The sequence below is a fragment of the Gordonia sp. DT219 genome (assembly GCF_049847065.1).
Taxonomy (GTDB): domain Bacteria; phylum Actinomycetota; class Actinomycetes; order Mycobacteriales; family Mycobacteriaceae; genus Gordonia.
This window is the reverse complement of the sequence record NZ_JBNCNR010000013.1, coordinates 58,060-74,568: the sequence shown is the minus strand read 5'-3', so window position 1 is coordinate 74,568 and position 16,509 is coordinate 58,060. Positions and strand designations below refer to the sequence as shown.

Below are 16,509 nucleotides of genomic sequence, written 5' to 3'. Positions count from 1 at the left end.
TGCCGCGTGGTCGTAGGGTGGTGACCGTGGCTGAACACTTCCAAACAGTTGTCCTGGGTGCTGGTCCAGGTGGGTATGTGGCCGCGATCCGGTCCGCCCAGCTGGGCATGAAAACCGCCGTCATCGAAGAGAAGTACTGGGGCGGTGTGTGTCTGAACGTCGGCTGCATCCCGTCGAAGGCACTTCTTCGCAATGCCGAGCTCGCGCACATCTTCAACCATCAGGCCAAGACCTTCGGGATGACGGGCGAGGTGAGCTTCGACTTCGGCTCTGCCTTCGACCGCAGCCGCAAGGTCAGTGATGGCATCGTCAAGGGTGTCCACTTCCTGATGAAGAAGAACAAGATCACCGAGATCGACGGCTATGGCGTGTTCCTCGACGCCAAGACGATCCGGGTCAAGGGCGCCGACGGCGACGACCGCGAGATCACCTTCGACAACGTCATCATCGACACCGGTTCGACGGTCAAGCTGCTGCCCGGCGTCGAACTGAGCGATAACGTCGTCACCTACGAGACCCAGATCCTCACCCGTGAACTGCCCGAGTCGATCGTCATCGTCGGGGCCGGCGCCATCGGCATGGAATTCGGTTACGTGCTCGCCAATTACGGCGTCGATGTCACCATCGTCGAGTTCCTCGACCGCGTGCTGCCCAACGAGGACATCGACGTCTCCAAGGCCATCGCCAAGGAGTACAAGAAGCTCGGCGTGAAGGTCCTGACCTCCACGAAGGTGCAGACCGTCACCGACAACGGAAACAGCGTGACCGTCAGCTACAAGGATGCCAAGGACGCCGACGGCGAGCTCACCGTCGACAAGGTCCTGATGTCGGTCGGCTTCGCTCCGCGCGTCGAGGGCTTCGGTCTCGACAAGGCCGGCGTCGAACTGACCGATCGTGGCGCGATCGCGATCGACGACCACATGCGCACCAACGTCGACGGCATCTACGCCATCGGCGATGTGACGGCCAAGCTGCAGCTCGCGCACGTGGCCGAGGCGCAGGGCGTGGTGGCCGCCGAGACCATCGCGGGCGCGGAGACGATGACGCTCGGCGACTACCGCTTCATGCCGCGCGCCACGTTCTGCCAGCCGCAGGTGGCCTCGTTCGGGCTCACCGAACAGCAGGCCAAGGACGAGGGCTACGACGTCACCGTCTCGACGTTCCCGTTCAGCGCCAACGGCAAGGCGCAGGGGCTCGGTGAGACCGCCGGCTTCGTCAAGCTCCTCACCAACTCCGAGACCGAGGAACTGCTCGGCGGACATCTGGTGGGCGACAACGTTTCCGAGATGCTGCCGGAGCTGACCCTCGCACACAAGTGGGATCTGACCGCGCGTGAACTCGCCCGCAACGTCCACACCCACCCGACGCTGAGTGAGGCGCTGCAGGAAACCTTCCACGGCGCGATCGGGCACATGATCAATCTCTGACGAGCGGGTGCCCGGTCACCCCTGGGCGGCCACCTTGTTGACCGCCGCGGTGAAGAACTGGCGGAATGCGGCGTCGTCGGGGGTGGCGCCGGGTCTTCCCGGGCCGGCCACGACCGAGACGTTGTAACCCTTCACCGATGCGACACCGGAGTAGGAGACGACGTTGACGGTCTGCCCGTCGGTCGAGACCTTCAGATCCTGTCGCAGCATCAGCACGTCCTGCGGGTCGGCCCGGGTCGCGGGGGCCGGGAGCAGCGTGCTCGTCGCGGCGGTCGCACTGCCCGCCGTGGGGCCGGAGTTGAGGCGGATCGTGAAGTTCTTGCATGGCCCGGTCGCCGCGGTCCGGGCGGCGGCGATGTCGGCAGGTCGCGCGGCGAGACCCTCGACGAGGCCGTCGCCGCCGGGCGCGGTGGCCACCGCGCCACCGAGCTGGGCGGGGTCCACGTCGGGCAGCTTCTGCAGATTGGCGCACGCCGGCGGGGTGATCGTCGCGTCGCGGAGAAAACTGCCGGACTGGGTCACCGCCTTCCGGAACTGATCTTCGGGCAGTGGCGTGAACGTGAACCCGGGAGGTAGATCGGCGGCGGTGAGCGCGAGACTCTTCACCTTGGCCACGTCACCGGTAGGCGTCGCCGTCGATGATGCCCCGGTCGACGTGGCACCGGCCCCGTCGACGGCCACGGGTGTGCCCGTCGTCGTGCACCCGGTGATCAGCATCACCGAGACAACCGTGGACGCGGCGGCGGCGCAACCGCGGACGAGTGTGGTGCGCATCGGATTCGTTCCCCCTCTGCCCGGACCGGGGAAAACCCGGTCGTCGAGAGACCTTATCTGCCCCGCCGACCGACGGTGACGGTCGGTCATTCGAGGGGCCGAAGCACTCAGGCGTCGTGAATGATCCCGGCGAGGGTGTGGGCTCGGCCAACCCCAGTCGCGGCGGGTCTGCGGCGGGGCCGGTCGCGCCAGGTGGCGCGGCTAGACTCGCAGGCGATGACCAGCGAGCGCACCCGGGCGTGGACTCCGCCGGCAGCCATCGATCTGCGGGCGACCCTGGGGCTGCATCGGCGGGGCAGCGGTGATCCTGCCTTCCGTTACGGCCGCGACGGGTCGGTGTGGCGGGCGATCCACACTCCCGATGGACCGGGCACGCTGACCGTGCGCGTCGAGTTCGATCATGTGGTGGGCCGTGCATGGGGCGACGGGGCCGACTGGCTGCTCGACGCGCTGCCCGCGATGCTCGGCGCCGACGACACGCCCGAGGACATGCCGATCCATGACGATGTCGTCGCCGGACTGGCCGCGCGGTCGTCCGGCCTGCGGATCGGTTCGAGCGGACGCGTCTGGGAAGCGCTCGTGCCGGCGATCCTCGAGCAGAAGGTGGTCGGCGCCGAGGCCTTTCGGGCGTGGCGGTATCTCTTGCAGCGCTTCGGTTCTCGTGCGCCCGGGCCCGTTCCGCACGACATGCGGGTGCCGCCGCCGCAACCGCTGTGGGCCTCGATCCCGGTGTGGGAGTGGCACCGAAGCGGTGCCGAACCCGTGCGGATGCGTACCATCCGGGGCGCCGGCTCCATCGACGTCGAGCGGCATGCCGACCGGCTCGACGTGCTGCGTGGGGTCGGCCCGTGGACGGTCGCCGAGACGCGGGGGCGGGCCGTCGGCGACGCCGATGCCGTACCCGTCGGCGACTTTCACATCCCGTCGCTGGTCGGGCAGACCCTCATCGGCGAGCGTGTCGACGATGCGCGCATGCTCGAATTACTCGAACCCTATGCGGGACACCGCTATCGGGTCATCCGGATGATCGGACTCCACGGGGTGTGGCCGCAGCGCCGCGGGCACCGGATGAGCATACGCGACTATCGCGCGATCTAGGGCTTACGTGCGAGCACGTACTGGCCTTCGCCGATGACGATCTGCTCGATGTGCTCGGCGCCGAAGCGGCGTAGCGCACCGGTGATCTCGTCCCGGCCGAAGATCCGGAACCCGCCGAGGGTCGCGAGGGTGGATACGCCGGGTAATGCCGCCACCGGTCCCGGCGCCGAGGTGAACACCACGATCAGCCCGCCGGGCTGCGTCACCCGCAGCATCTCGTCGAGCACGGGCAGCGGGTTGTCGATGAGGTAGAGCGCAGCCAGGCAAAGGGTTTCGTCGAAGGTGTTGTCGGCGAAGGGGATCGCGTGTGCGTCGACGCGGAGGTAGGTCGCGGGGCAGGCGGCGTTGGTGGCCACCGCGGTGTGCAGCATCGACGGTGCGGAGTCGACGCCGACGGCCCGTCCGGTGCCGGTGAGTCCGTCGGCGATGCGACGCGTGTAATTGCCGGGCCCGCAGGCGATGTCGAGGACCATCCGCTCTCCGGGCCGGCACAGGTAGGCCCGAAGTGCGGTGTCGTAGTCGGTGGTCTCGGTACTGCCGAGGCTGAACCCGCGGGTGAACACCGGGCGCCACGCCCGTTCGTAGATGCGCGAGAACCACGGATTGCGCATCAGGTGCGCGGCGAACGACGGCATCGTGCGGTCAGGCGCGCACGTCGGGCTGAACCCGCAACGTGTGCAGGGTGGTGGCGAGCATGTCGTATTGGCCGACGAGGAGCAGAAAGCCGATGGTGCGCCGCTCGTCGAGATGACGGCGCAATGCGGTCCAGGCGATATCGCTGATGTCGGACGTGGTCACCAATTCGTCGGCGGCCCGCAGGATGGCCCGTTCCCGATCGCCCCACCCGGCGTCGGGGCCCTCGATGATCCGGGACAGGTCGTCGTCGGTGAGACCGGCGCGCTTGCCGATACGTCGGTGGTGATCGAGCTCGTACTGCGATCCGCGCAGATGGGCGACCCGGATGATCACCATCTCGGAGTCCTTGCGCGACAGTGCCCCGAAGGGCATCAGCCGCGCCCCGAAGTGCAGCCAGGCCCGAAACTGTCCGCGGCTGCGGCCCAGGGTGGAGAAGATGTGGGGGTCGGCGACTCCCATGACGCGCCCGGCGATCCGGGCGAAAGCCCAATTGACGGGGCCGAGGTCGCGGAGTCCACCGGGAGCGATCCGAGGGCTGCTCATGCCCTCACGGTAGACTACGGGAACTATGGCGACCATCACACCACGCTCGTTCGGTTCTCTGGAGGAAATCAAGGCCGCGATCGGCGAGGACCTCGGGTCGGGGGAATGGCTGGAGATCACCCAGGAACGCGTCAACCAGTTCGCCGACGCCACGCGCGACCATCAGTGGATTCACGTCGACCCCGAACGCGCGGCCGCCGGCCCGTTCGGCGCCCCGATCGCACACGGCTTCCTGACCCTGTCGCTGCTGCCCGGGCTGGCGGGCTCGATCTTCACCGTCGAAGGGCCGAAACTCGTGATCAACTACGGCCTGAACAAGGTCCGCTTCCCGCACCCGGTGCCCGTCGGCTCCCGGATCCGATCCAATGCGGTGATCACCTCCGTCGAGGAAGGCCCGAAAGGCGTGACGATGGTGGTCCGCAACACCGTCGAGATCGAGGGCGTCGACAAGCCGGCATGTGTGGCGGAGAACGTGCGCGTACTCGTCTACTGACCTTCCCGCTCACTCATTTGCTTCCCGCTCGACGATCTCGTCGAGCGGGAAGCAAATGGTTGAGCGGGAGCGCGTACGGTCACCGCGGGCAGTCGTTGTGGGCCGGGATCCCCTGTAGCCGTTGGTCGAGCCAGCTGAGCGCGTCGGGATAGCCGAGCACCGCGGCGCTGAGGTGTTCACCGAACACCTCCCGGTAGGTCGCGTTCGCGCCCAACCGGCATTGCTCGCGGTACAGGTTGCGCGCGCCGGCCGCGGGGATCCACCATTCCTGGGTGCCGTTGTAGATGTAGAGCGGCACGTCGGCACGCCGATCGGCCATCTTGGTGACGCGGTAGATCTCTTGTGCCACCGGCGAATGGAACGGATCGGGGACCGAGGACATCAACTGCATCGGCATGAACGTCGCACCTGCGACGGCCTCGGGGACGACGCACACGTTCTTCAGCGGCGACGTCGCAATCCACTGTGCCGCATGGTTGGCCAGGGCGAGGACCTCCGGGCGTTCCCGGGCGATACCGAAGGTCGCGGCGTGGAAGAGTCCGGTGGCGAGGTTGGCGTTCATGCTGCCGACGAGCATCTGGAAATCGGCGGGAACGCCGCCCATGGCGGCGCCGACGAATCGCGGTGACAGTTCCGGCGCATACTCGCCGAGCAGTTTGGCGGCCCCGTTGGTGGCGATCGAGCCGCCGGAATAGCCGGTCATCGCAATTCGGCTCGACCCGAATGCCCGGTGGTCGAGCGCGTCGGCGGCCCGCACCGAATCGAGGATGATGTGTCCCGCCGTGGTCGGCTCGGCATACGCCATGCGCGGACCCTGATGATCGGGCACGATCACCGAGTAGCCACGAGCCAGTGCGAGCTGGGTGCTCGGCGGAAAGAAGTCGGTGAACCCCGTGGCGATGGAAAGTCCGTGTGCCAGTGTCATTCCCGGCGTGCATGCAGCACCGAGCGCGTCGATGGGGAGGTTGTTGACCAGGATCGGGCGGGCACCACGGCCGTGCCAGTCCTGGCGCGGCACAAGGATGGTCGCCGTGCCGAACGCCGGCCGTCCCACGGCGTCGCGGGTGGCGAACTTGACCTGTCGGGCCGAGCGGATGGGTGCGGTGACCAGGAGCGCCGCGGGGTCGGTGACGTCGCGGGTGGCGATGATCGTTCCCGGTGCGCGGTGATCGAGATCGGCCGGCCAGTGGTCGAAGAAGGGGTCACCGGTGGGATCGGGCAGTGCGGCGGCACGCAATTCCTGAAGCCGGTGCGGAAGTCCGGGGGCCACCGCACGCGGCGGAATCCGGGTCAGATGCGGGAATGGCGGCGGCGGGACCGCGCCATCGATCGCCTGCGGGACCTGCGGTGGGACGGCCGTCATCTCGGGCGGCTCGGCGCCCGCCGAGGACCACACGAGTATCCCGGCGGCGAGTTGCGCCATGACGGTGACCGCCACGATCACGCCGCTTGCACGGTTGACTCCCGTTCGCATGGCTGGCTCCCGACGCCGTTGTCCGAATGCGGGTTCGGAAAGACCCGCTCGGCGAACTCAGAGTGCCATATAGGGCGAGATGCTGCTGCCGTGTTCGTTGAATCGGAGTGGGGTGCCGAGCGACGGGAACGCGCGCTGCGCGCAATTCTGGCGTTCGCAGACGCGGCAGCCGGCGCCGATCGGGGTGATGCGGGCCTGCGGCCCGATCTCGAGGCCATCGGAGTAGATGACGCGGGCCGCATGGCGCAGTTCGCAACCCAGCCCGATCGCAAACGTCTTGCCCGGCTGACCGAAGCGCGCGGCGCGGCGTTCGACGGTGCGCGCCACCCAGAAGTATTCGCGGCCGTCGGGCATCTCGGCGATCTGGGTCAGGATCTTGCCCGGCGAGCCGAAGGTCTCGTACACATTCCACAACGGGCAGGTGCCGCCGGACGACGAGAAGTGAAACCCGGTCGCCGACTGCCGTTTTGACATGTTTCCGGCCCGGTCGACACGGACGAACGACCATGGGATGCCGCGCAGGTTGGGTCGCTGCAGCGTCGAGAGACGATGACAGATCGTCTCGTAGGAGACCGCGTAGAACGCCGACAGTCGCTCGATGTCGTAGCGGAAATCCTCTGCGGCGCCATGGAATTGACGGTAGGGCAGTAGGGCGGCCGCAGCGAAGTAGTTGGCCAGGCCGTACCGCGCCAGCGAGCGCGCCTCGTCGCTGGTGAACGTGCCGGCTTCGACGAGTTCGCCGATGAGATCGCCGAATTCGAGCAGCGCCAGTTCGGTGGCGAGTTTGAAGGCCCGCTGCCCTGAGGACAGCGCCGCCGACACCTCCAGGCGCCCGGTCTCGGTATCGAAGCGGTGCAGGACGTAGTCGCCGAGATCGACGCGGCGGACGACGGTGACGCCGTGGCGTTTCTCCAGCCGGTCGATGATCTCGCGGCGCACGTCTCCGGTGTGCATGCGCATACGCGTGGTCATCTCTTCGGCGGCGACGTCGAGTTCGTGAATGTAGTTGCGGCGCTGATAGAAGTAGTCACGCACCTCTTCATGCGGTGCGGTGATCGCGCCGCGCATCGACCGGTCACCACGTTCGTCGGTGGCCGCCGCGAGCTGATCGGTGGAGTTGCGGTATCGCCGGTACAGATTGACCATCGCGGTGGCGATCTCGGGATGCACGGCGACCATCGCACTGATCTCCTGGGGATCGAGCGAGGTGGACGCGGCCGCCACGTCGTCGTCGAGCAGCACCTCCCGCAATTCCGCCACGAGGCGCACATCGTCCTGGGAATCGAAGAACCCGGCGTCGACTCCGAAGGTCTCGGTGATCCGGGCGAGCACCGTGGCGGTCAGCGGCCGCGCATCATGTTCGATCTGGTTGAGGTAGGACGGCGAGATCTCCAGGGTGTGCGCCAGTGTCACCTGAGACAGACCACGTTCCGAACGCAGCTGACGCAGCCGTGAGCCGACATATGTCCGAGCTCCGGCATAACTTTTGGTCACCGCACACACCTCCGCCGTTCCCGATGGCCGCGCCGCCCCGACGCGGACCGGAGATCACCGGCGATCGTGGGCAGAGCGCACTTCAGGGTACGGTGACCCGCGTGCGTGTGCTTCGCGCTCATGGGCGCAGGGGGAGAGCGGCGGGGCCGGCGGTGGTGCTGGCCTTGTGCGCGGCGGTGATGATGGCGTGTGGCGGCGGCCCGACGGGTGTCGCGCAGTCCGCGCTCGCACCTGCCGATCTGCTGCTCGACCCGTCGGCGCTGCCGGTCGGATTCACCGCCACCGAATTGTCGGTCGCGCAGCTCGTCGAGGCCAACGCGTCGCAGCTCAAGGCCTCCGACGCCACTGAGGTCTCCCCGCCGCAGTGCCGGCCCACCGCCGATGCACGACTCGATCCCACCCTGAACGAGGCGAACTCGGCGGTACTCGGGGCGCAGGCCTCGTTCGGCGGGCTCGTCGAGTTGGTGACCACGCAGTCGCGTGACATCGGCGCCGACATCGCGACCATGACCGGTGACTGCGCGCGCACGGAGACGACCATCAGCAACGGCAACCTCGCCGGAACGCGGGTCGTCACCCAGCACACCGAGATGGCCCAGCCCGATCTCGGCCACGCTGCCGATCAGGTCGAGCAGATGCTCCTGATCAAATCGGCGACCACCACCACCCTCGCCGATCATTCGGTGCGGACGAGGATCGACTACGTCGGCTACGCCGTTGTGGCCGGCTCCCACGCCTCTGCGGACTCTGCGCGCGCCACACCGGTGACCGTCGGGCTGACGGTCTCCGGCGACCCGACCGAGGCGGTGGCGCCCCCCGCGCCGGCCCCGATGGCCCGTCCGGCAATGCCCGAACAGGACTTCGTATCGCTGTTCGGCAGCGCGCTCACCACCGCCGTGCAGGGCCGCAAGAGCTAGCCCGTCCGCCGTCGGTGCCGGGCGGCTGCCGGATTTACCGGCGCCTTGTTGTGAAGGTGGTCACACGTGGCTGCCGACTTGTCGGGCCGTTGGTCGACCCCCGCCAGGCGGGCCGGGGAGTGGCGCGGCGGAGTACTCGACGCAAAAATCCCAGTACGCGCGTACTTTTTTGCCGGTCGACGCCAGGACTTCACACGCGCGGATTTGCAAAGTTTGCCGGGCGCTGGCGAATCGTGGCCACTCTTCACACCCCAAACCTCACTGGACCTGCAGGTTTGTCATGTGGCACTCTTGAAGACAGACACCACCGGGCAGTCCCGGAGAGTTGGCAAAGCGTCTCTCCCGGTCCGACGGCTGTCTGCCAGCAAGGGTTCGACCGCCAGATTCCACGGCCGGTCCGAAACCACGATCGGTCACATCGGGCCGAGCAGCACAACGAAAGCGAAGTGGCTAATGAGCAACGTCGGAAAGCCCCGCACCGCCGCGGAGATCCAGCAGGACTGGGACACCAACCCGCGATGGAAGGGCATCAAGCGCGAGTACACCGCCGAGCAGGTCGCCGAACTGCAGGGCAGTGTCATCGAGGAGCACACCCTGGCCCGCCGTGGCGCGGAGATCCTCTGGGAGGGTGTGAACGGCGACAACTACATCAACGCGCTCGGCGCCCTCACCGGCAACCAGGCCGTGCAGCAGGTCCGTGCCGGCCTCAAGGCCATCTACCTGTCGGGCTGGCAGGTCGCCGGTGACGCGAACCTGTCGGGTCACACCTACCCCGACCAGTCGCTCTACCCGGCCAACTCGGTCCCGGCCGTCGTGCAGCGCATCAACAACGCACTCCTTCGCGCCGACGAGATCGCCCGCGTCGAGGACGACAAGTCGGTCGACAACTGGGTCGTGCCGATCGTCGCCGACGGCGAGGCCGGATTCGGTGGCGCCCTCAACGTGTACGAGCTGCAGAAGGCCATGATCAAGGCCGGCGCCGCGGGTACCCACTGGGAGGACCAGCTCGCCTCGGAGAAGAAGTGCGGCCACCTCGGTGGCAAGGTGCTCATCCCCACCCAGCAGCACATCCGCACCCTGTCCTCGGCGCGCCTCGCGGCCGACGTGGCGAACACCCCGACCGTCGTCGTGGCCCGCACCGACGCCGAGGCCGCCACCCTGATCACCGCCGATGTCGACGACCGCGACAAGCCGTTCGTCACCGGTGAGCGCACCGCCGAGGGCTTCTACCACGTGCAGAAGGGCATCGAGCCCTGCATCGCCCGTGCCAAGGCCTACGCCCCGTACTCCGACCTGATCTGGATGGAGACCGGCAAGCCCGATCTCGAGCTGGCCCGCAAGTTCGCCGAGGCCGTCAAGAGCGAGTTCCCCGACCAGCTGCTGGCCTACAACTGCTCGCCGTCGTTCAACTGGAAGCAGCACCTGGACGACGCGACCATCGCGAAGTTCCAGAACGAGCTCGGCGCGATGGGCTTCAAGTTCCAGTTCATCACCCTGGCCGGCTTCCACGCCCTCAACTACTCGATGTTCGATCTGGCCTACGGCTACGCCCGCAACCAGATGAGCGCCTACGTCGAGCTGCAGGAGCGCGAGTTCGCCGCCGAGGAGCGCGGTTACACCGCCACCAAGCACCAGCGTGAGGTCGGTGCCGGTTACTTCGACCGCATCGCCACCACCGTCGACCCGAACACCTCGACCGCAGCCCTGAAGGGTTCGACCGAGGAAGGCCAGTTCCACTGAGAACCAGGCCGGCGAGAGTCGACAGCCCGATGTGACGAGAACCCGGGGCGAGTGGGATCACTCCCGCTCGCCCCGGGTTTCGCTTTTGGTGCCGGGGTTCATTTTTTTGGTGAAGGAGTGGTTCGTGGCAACCGAGAAGGTGTCCCGCGTAGGTGTGGTCGGTGCCGGTCAGATGGGTGCCGGGATCGCGGAGGTATGTGCCCGGGTCGACACCGACGTGCTGGTGTACGAGGCGACGCGGGAGCTGACCGGCGCCGGGCGTGCCCGCATCCTGCGCTCGCTCGACCGCGGCGTGTCCAGCGGCAAGCTGACCGAGCGGGAACGCGAACAGGCTTCCGCGCGACTGCATTTCACCTCCGATCTCGGCGACCTCGCCGATCGGCAGATCGTGTGCGAGGCCATCGTCGAGGACGAATTGGTCAAGACGCAGATCTTCGCCGAACTCGACAAGGTCGTCACCGATGCCGACGCGGTGCTCGCCTCCAACACCTCGTCGATTCCGATCATGAAGCTGGGTATGGCGACCCAGAACACCGGCCGGGTGGTCGGTATGCACTTCTTCAATCCGGTTCCGGTACTGCCGCTGGTCGAGTTGGTGACGACTCTGGAGACCGCGCCGGCGGTCTGCGCCCGCGCGCAGGCGTTCGCCCACGATGTGCTGGGAAAGCAGGTGATCCATTCGGCGGACCGCTCCGGCTTCGTCATCAATGCCTTGCTGGTGCCGTATCTGCTGTCGGCAATTCGCATGGTGGAGCGGGGTTTTGCCACTGTCGAAGACATCGACAAGGGAATGGTTCTCGGCTGCGCGCACCCCATGGGTCCCATGCGCCTGGCCGACCTCGTCGGCCTCGACACCATCAAGGCGATCGCGGATTCGATGTATCTCGAGTTCAAGGAGCCGCTGTACGCGCCGCCGCCGCTGCTGCTGCGGATGGTCGAGGCCGGCCGCACCGGTAAGAAGAGCGGCCGCGGGTTCTACTCGTATTCCGAGGCCGGTGCCGACGCCTGAGTGCTCGGGCACGCTGTGTGACCGGTGATCCGAAGACTGCGCTAGCAGAGCGCTTGCAATTGCTAGCGAAGCGTGGATACTGGTAGGTGGAAGCGCGCAAGACATCCGATTTCGGCCATGTTCGAGATCATCAGCGCTGCTGAATCTTCTCCACACCCACTAGGAGGCCGCTATGAGCACCGTCGAACGAACCCTGGCAAACCCCTTCTACGCCGTCGTCGGCGCCGGCGATCTGGCCGTTACCCAGGTCACCGAGACGCTCGCGCAGCTGCGTGAGCGCACCGAGACCGCATCCACCCGCTTCGGGGAGACCAAGTCCCGGCTCAACAGCCTTCCCGAAGAGGTTCCCAGCATCGATGAGCTCCGCTCGAAGCTGACCCCGGAAGAGCTGCGCAAGGTCGCCGAGCCGTACGTCGAGCTCGCCACCACCCTGTACAACTCGCTCGCCGAGCGTGGCGAGGAGACCGTCGAGCGCCTCCGCAGGCAGCCGCTGGTCCAGGAAGGCCTGACCCGCGCCGAGAAGACCTACAACGACGCCGTCGATCTGACCGAGGACGCCCTCGGTGTCGTGTCGTCGCAGACACGTTCGGTCGGCGAGCAGGCCGCCAAGATCGCCGGACTGGTCGGCGCCCGGGTGGGCGAGGCCGGGGATGCCATCGACGACGCCGCCGATGCGATCGGTGACCGGGTCGACGAGGCTGCGCTCGAGGTCAACGAAAAGCTCGACGACGCAAGCGAAGCCGTGACCGAGGCCGGCGAGACCCTGAAGTCGCGGACCGGGACCGCCGCGTCGAAGATCGACGGCGCCGCCGGCACCGTGGAGGGCCGCGCCCGTACCGCGTCGTCGTCGCCCGCCAAGAAGATCGCCGCCGCGAAGAAGGCGCCGGCCAAGCGCGCCCCGGTTCGCAAGTCCCCGGGCAAGACCACCAACTGAGCCGGTCTCTCTGCGAAACCCCAACGGCCCCTACCGCTTCGGCGGTGGGGGCCGTTGTTGTTCACGCGGTTGGCGTTCGCGCTGTGGCGTTTTCGGCGCCGGATCATCGGCCGGTGAATCGATGGTGAGCACCGCCAGCGCACCGTCGTCGCTGCGGTAGGTGTGTTCGGTGTCGGAGGTCCAGTGCAGGGATTCGCCCGGTCCGGCAGACTTCTCGCCGCCGACGGGTCCGGCGAACACGCGACCGCGCACCACGCGGATGTGTTCGACGACGCCGGCGCCGTGCGCCGGGGAGACCCGCGTGCCGCCGGGGGACACGTGCAACCAGAACACCTCGGTCGTGCCGCCGTCGGGATGGTGTTCGACGTGCAGCAGCCGCGCCGCGAGATACGGGCCCGAGCCCTCGGTGCCGGCCTCCTCGCCGAGCAGGGCGGTCAGTGGCACGCCGAGTGGCCCGGCGATGGCGTAGAGGGTGTCGAGCGTCGGATTGCGTTGACCCGACTCGAGTTCCGACAGTGAGCCCTTACCGACGCCCGCGGCGCGCGCAAGGCCGGACAGGCTGATTCCGCGCCGGGCCCGGATCTCGGAGATGCGGGCGCCGACCGCCGCCCGCCGTCGATCCGTATCGTTCATCGCCAGACCCTTCATCCCGGATTCGGTGTTCCGTAAACAGAACACTAGCGTTATGGTGGCCGGGTGACCACCTCGAGGGCCCCATCGTCGCTCTATGAGCCGATCATCGCGGGGATCATCACCGCACTGGTCGGCTTCACCTCGTCGTTCGTGGTGGTGGTCGCCGGGCTGCGGGCGGTCGGCGCCGATGCCGAGCAGGCCGCATCCGGACTGCTCGCGCTCACCGTGACCTTTGCGATCGGGATCCTCATCCTGTGTGTGGCGACACGTATCCCGGTCACGCTGGCGTGGTCGACTCCCGGTGCGGCGATGCTGGTCGCCGCCGGGGCGAACTACCACGCCGGGTGGCCGTCGGCCGTCGGGGCCTTCCTCGTGGTGGGCATCCTGATTCTCGCCACCGGACTCGTCCCCGCCCTCGGCGACCTGATCGGCCGGATACCGACGCCCATCGCCCAGGCGATGCTTGCCGGTGTGTTGCTGACTCTCTGCCTTGCTCCGATGAAATCCCTTGCCGCGCAGCCGTTGCTGACATTGCCGATCCTGGCGGTGTGGCTGCTGACGACACGCTGGCTGACCCGGTGGGCTTTGCCGCTGACGCTGGTGACCGCGCTGGTCGTCATCGGGATCTACGTCGGCGTGCACGGCATCGATGCGCATACCTCGACGCAGTGGTGGCCGCAGATCACCTGGACCACCCCGACGTTCGACATCGCGGCCGTCATCGGTCTGGCCGTTCCGCTCTACGTGGTGACAATGGCCTCACAGAACGTCCCCGGCGTCGCCGTGCTGAAGTCCTTCGGGTACGAGACGCCGTGGCGGCCGGCGATGTTCGTGACCGGCGCGGGCACCGTCGTCGGCGCCGCATTCGGCGGACATGCGATCAACCTGGCGGCTCTGTCGGCCGCGCTGGCCGCCGGGGACGAGGCCGGCGCCGACCGCTCCCGGCGCTGGGTCGCCGGCGTCTCCGCCGGCATCAGCTATCTGGTGCTGGCCGTGGCCTCGGGTGCACTCGTCACCATCACCGCGATTGCACCGGCCGGGCTGCTCGAGTCGGTGGCCGGTCTCGCATTGCTCGCGACGCTGGGCAATGCGCTGCTCGGCGCCTTCACCCACGACGAGTTCCGCATCGCCTCTGCCCTGACCTTCGTCACCGCGGCCGCGGGTGTGACATTCTGGGGGATCAGTGGCGCCTTCTGGGCCATCGTCGTCGGGCTCGTCTCGCACGGCGTCCTACGCTCGGGGTCGATTGTTCGGAGGTAGGTTCATGAGTGCGTATCGGCCGCGGATCACTGATGTGCAGCGACGTAATCGGTTGCTGCGCAGGCATTGTCTGGCACCGGGCCATCGCGGCGCATCGGTCCTCGAGGTGGCCGACGCAATGGTGGGACTGCACGCGACCACACCGTCGACGGTCTACCTGTCGGCGTGGGCGCGCACCGAGGATCTCCGCGCCGCCGACGTGGATTCGGCGCTGTACGACGACCGCACCCTGATCAAGCAGTTGGCCATGCGCCGAACGCTTTTCGTCTTTTCCGGTGCCGTACTCGGAGAGGCCGTGGGCGCGATCGGATCGCGTGTTGCGGGCTCCGAACGCACGAACATGCTCCGCGATCTGCGCCGCAGCGAGGACGCCGTGGACCCGGAGGGGTGGATCGACACCGCGCGGGCGGCGATCCGCGCCGAATTCGCCGACGGGACGACACTGACCTCCGCCGAGCTGCGGGCCCGGCTGCCCGAGGTGGACCGGCAGGTCATCATCAGCCCGGGCAAATCGTATGGCGGACCGAGTCCGTTGATACCTCGTGTCCTCAACATGATGAGCGCGGCCGGCGAGGTGGTGCGTGGCCCGAACAACGGCGGCTGGCACGTGTCGAGGCCGTCGTGGTCGGCGATGGATCGATGGCTGCGGCACCCACTCGATGTGCCCGACGTCGCCGCCGCGCATGCCGCTCTCATCCGCCGATGGCTCGCCCGGTTCGGGCCGGGCACCGAGGCCGATCTCGTGTGGTGGTTGGGCTCGACCAAACGCGATGTGCGCCAGGCGCTCACAACGCTCGGCGTCGCCGAGGTCGAGCTCGACGACGGATCGACGGGTTACGTCCTCGCCGACGACCTACCCGGCGGACCCGACGACGAGCCGGTGGCGCCTGCGGCGATCCTGCTACCCGAACTCGACCCGACCACGATGGGCCACAAGGCCCGCGACTTCTACCTCGGCCCACATGCCGGCAAGATCTTCGACCGCAACGGCAACGGCGGGCAAACCGTCTGGTGGGACGGGCGCATCGTCGGCGGCTGGTATCGCGGCGGCGAGGGAAGCGACGGCCGCAGTATCGACGTGCATCTGTTCGAGGATCTGTCGAGCGCGGCGCGGCGCGCAGTCGCCGAGCGCGCCGACGAGCTCACCGCGTGGCTCGGCGACGTCGCCTTCCGCCCCGGCTATCCGCCGCCGTATCTTCGCGAACTCACGCCGCGCCGATGATTTCCCGGCCGTCCCCCGGTCTGTCCTCGTACCGGCTTCCGATCCCACAGCCCCCGAGGAGACCCGATGACCCAGCAGACACGGACAGATACCGCATCGGCCTTGCCGCCCGTGGTCGACGAGGCGACCTGGCGCACCGCCCTCGCCGACCTGCGTCGACGTGAGAAGGCCGCGACCCGCGAGCTCGATGCGATCGCCGCGGACCGCCGACGGCTGCCGATGGTGGAGGTCGACGAGACCACCCTGATCGGCGCCGACGGGCCGATCCGACTCGCCGACGTCTTCGCCGGCCGGTCCCAGCTGATCACCTATCACCACATGTGGACCGACGGCGCGCAATTCCAGTGCCCCGGTTGCACCGGCTTCACCTCACAGTTCACCCGGCTGGAATTCCTCGACGACTACGACGCACGGTTCGTCATCGTCACCAACGGCCCCATCGACGAGGCGCTCGCCTACAAACGGCGCGTGGGCAACCCGATGGAGTGGTATTCGGCGTCGCAGAGCACCTTCGGGACCGAGATGGACGCGGCGCCCGGCGCCGGATTCGCCGTCAACGTCTTCCTGCGCGACGGTGACCGCGTGTTCCGGACCTGGCACACCACCGGTCGGGGTACCGAACAACTCGGGCACACCATGGGTCTCGTCGACCTCCTGCCGTGGGGACGACAGGAACAATGGCAGGACTCGCCGGCCGGGTGGCCGCAGCATCCCACCTATTCGGGGTGGGCCGGGTCACCCGACATCGCCCGCCGCTACGGCGAACCGGACGAGGTCTGACGGATCTCTGCAGGTCAGAGCTATCAGGAACCTCCCAGGCAGATTCCAGGTTCGTGACAGACTGGGTCTGTGAGG

General features: G+C 67.8%; 16 protein-coding genes. 10 read left to right on the top strand and 6 right to left on the bottom strand.

All coding sequences use genetic code 11. The features are described 5' to 3' along the window. Window positions 1-26 precede the first annotated feature (26 nt). Complete coding sequence (gene lpdA / locus ACPXB3_RS15715; protein ID WP_425728334.1) at window positions 27-1,427, top strand: dihydrolipoyl dehydrogenase; 1,401 nt, start codon at window positions 27-29, stop codon at window positions 1,425-1,427. Window positions 1,428-1,442: 15 nt separating this feature from the next. Here the strand turns inward: lpdA and ACPXB3_RS15710 are convergent, their stop codons facing one another. Next, window positions 1,443-2,201, bottom strand: coding sequence for a DUF5642 family protein (locus ACPXB3_RS15710; RefSeq protein ID WP_425728332.1), 759 nt, complete (start codon window positions 2,199-2,201; stop codon window positions 1,443-1,445). Between the two features lie 216 nt (window positions 2,202-2,417). Between ACPXB3_RS15710 and ACPXB3_RS15705 the strand changes: the two genes are divergently transcribed. Further along, window positions 2,418-3,299 carry a DNA-3-methyladenine glycosylase family protein gene (locus tag ACPXB3_RS15705; RefSeq protein WP_425728330.1) on the top strand — a complete coding sequence of 294 codons (882 nt, stop codon included), beginning with the start codon at window positions 2,418-2,420 and terminating at the stop codon, window positions 3,297-3,299. On the opposite strand, the gene ACPXB3_RS15700 is transcribed toward ACPXB3_RS15705, so the two are convergent. Further along, window positions 3,296-3,934 (bottom strand): class I SAM-dependent methyltransferase, encoded by a 639-nt coding sequence (locus tag ACPXB3_RS15700; RefSeq protein ID WP_425705921.1) that lies wholly within the window; start codon window positions 3,932-3,934, stop codon window positions 3,296-3,298. The two genes, ACPXB3_RS15705 and ACPXB3_RS15700, sit on opposite strands and share 4 nt — an antisense overlap. A 7-nt stretch (window positions 3,935-3,941) precedes the next feature. Continuing rightward, on the bottom strand, window positions 3,942-4,478 hold the full coding sequence (locus ACPXB3_RS15695) for a carboxymuconolactone decarboxylase family protein (protein WP_425705922.1): 537 nt from the start codon (window positions 4,476-4,478) through the stop codon (window positions 3,942-3,944). Between the two features lie 25 nt (window positions 4,479-4,503). On the opposite strand from ACPXB3_RS15695, the gene ACPXB3_RS15690 reads away from it, so the two are divergent. Further along, window positions 4,504-4,971, top strand: coding sequence for a MaoC family dehydratase (locus ACPXB3_RS15690; protein ID WP_425728328.1), 468 nt, complete (start codon window positions 4,504-4,506; stop codon window positions 4,969-4,971). A gap of 79 nt (window positions 4,972-5,050) precedes the next feature. Here the strand turns inward: ACPXB3_RS15690 and ACPXB3_RS15685 are convergent, their stop codons facing one another. Both ACPXB3_RS15685 and ramB read right to left on the bottom strand, forming a co-directional pair. Continuing rightward, complete coding sequence (locus tag ACPXB3_RS15685; protein WP_425728326.1) at window positions 5,051-6,445, bottom strand: lipase family protein; 1,395 nt, start codon at window positions 6,443-6,445, stop codon at window positions 5,051-5,053. 57 nt (window positions 6,446-6,502) lie between these two features. Next, window positions 6,503-7,939 (bottom strand): acetate metabolism transcriptional regulator RamB, encoded by a 1,437-nt coding sequence (gene ramB / locus ACPXB3_RS15680; protein WP_425705925.1) that lies wholly within the window; start codon window positions 7,937-7,939, stop codon window positions 6,503-6,505. Window positions 7,940-8,040: 101 nt separating this feature from the next. Here ramB and ACPXB3_RS15675 point away from each other — a divergent pair, with 101 nt between their 5' ends. The 4 genes from ACPXB3_RS15675 to ACPXB3_RS15660 all read left to right on the top strand — a co-directional run bounded on the left by ACPXB3_RS15675 (window position 8,041) and on the right by ACPXB3_RS15660 (window position 12,539). Further along, entirely contained in the window at window positions 8,041-8,856 is an 816-nt protein-coding gene (locus ACPXB3_RS15675; protein WP_425728324.1) for a hypothetical protein, read from the top strand. Between the two features lie 453 nt (window positions 8,857-9,309). Next, window positions 9,310-10,596, top strand: coding sequence for an isocitrate lyase (aceA, locus tag ACPXB3_RS15670; RefSeq protein WP_425705927.1), 1,287 nt, complete (start codon window positions 9,310-9,312; stop codon window positions 10,594-10,596). 124 nt (window positions 10,597-10,720) lie between these two features. Then, complete coding sequence (locus ACPXB3_RS15665; protein ID WP_425705928.1) at window positions 10,721-11,605, top strand: 3-hydroxybutyryl-CoA dehydrogenase; 885 nt, start codon at window positions 10,721-10,723, stop codon at window positions 11,603-11,605. Between the two features lie 172 nt (window positions 11,606-11,777). Continuing rightward, entirely contained in the window at window positions 11,778-12,539 is a 762-nt protein-coding gene (locus ACPXB3_RS15660; RefSeq protein ID WP_425705929.1) for a heparin-binding hemagglutinin, read from the top strand. Between the two features lie 30 nt (window positions 12,540-12,569). Here the strand turns inward: ACPXB3_RS15660 and ACPXB3_RS15655 are convergent, their stop codons facing one another. Next, a complete protein-coding gene (locus ACPXB3_RS15655; protein ID WP_425705930.1) occupies window positions 12,570-13,172 on the bottom strand; it encodes a helix-turn-helix domain-containing protein in 603 nt (200 codons plus the stop codon). A 63-nt stretch (window positions 13,173-13,235) separates the two neighbouring features. Here ACPXB3_RS15655 and ACPXB3_RS15650 point away from each other — a divergent pair, with 63 nt between their 5' ends. From ACPXB3_RS15650 to ACPXB3_RS15640, 3 genes are all read left to right on the top strand, one after another. After that, on the top strand, window positions 13,236-14,432 hold the full coding sequence (locus ACPXB3_RS15650) for a benzoate/H(+) symporter BenE family transporter (RefSeq protein ID WP_425705931.1): 1,197 nt from the start codon (window positions 13,236-13,238) through the stop codon (window positions 14,430-14,432). A gap of 4 nt (window positions 14,433-14,436) precedes the next feature. After that, on the top strand, window positions 14,437-15,654 hold the full coding sequence (locus tag ACPXB3_RS15645; RefSeq protein WP_425705932.1) for a winged helix DNA-binding domain-containing protein: 1,218 nt from the start codon (window positions 14,437-14,439) through the stop codon (window positions 15,652-15,654). A 66-nt stretch (window positions 15,655-15,720) separates the two neighbouring features. After that, complete coding sequence (locus ACPXB3_RS15640) at window positions 15,721-16,434, top strand: DUF899 family protein (RefSeq protein WP_425705933.1); 714 nt, start codon at window positions 15,721-15,723, stop codon at window positions 16,432-16,434. The last annotated feature ends 75 nt before the right edge of the window (window positions 16,435-16,509 follow it).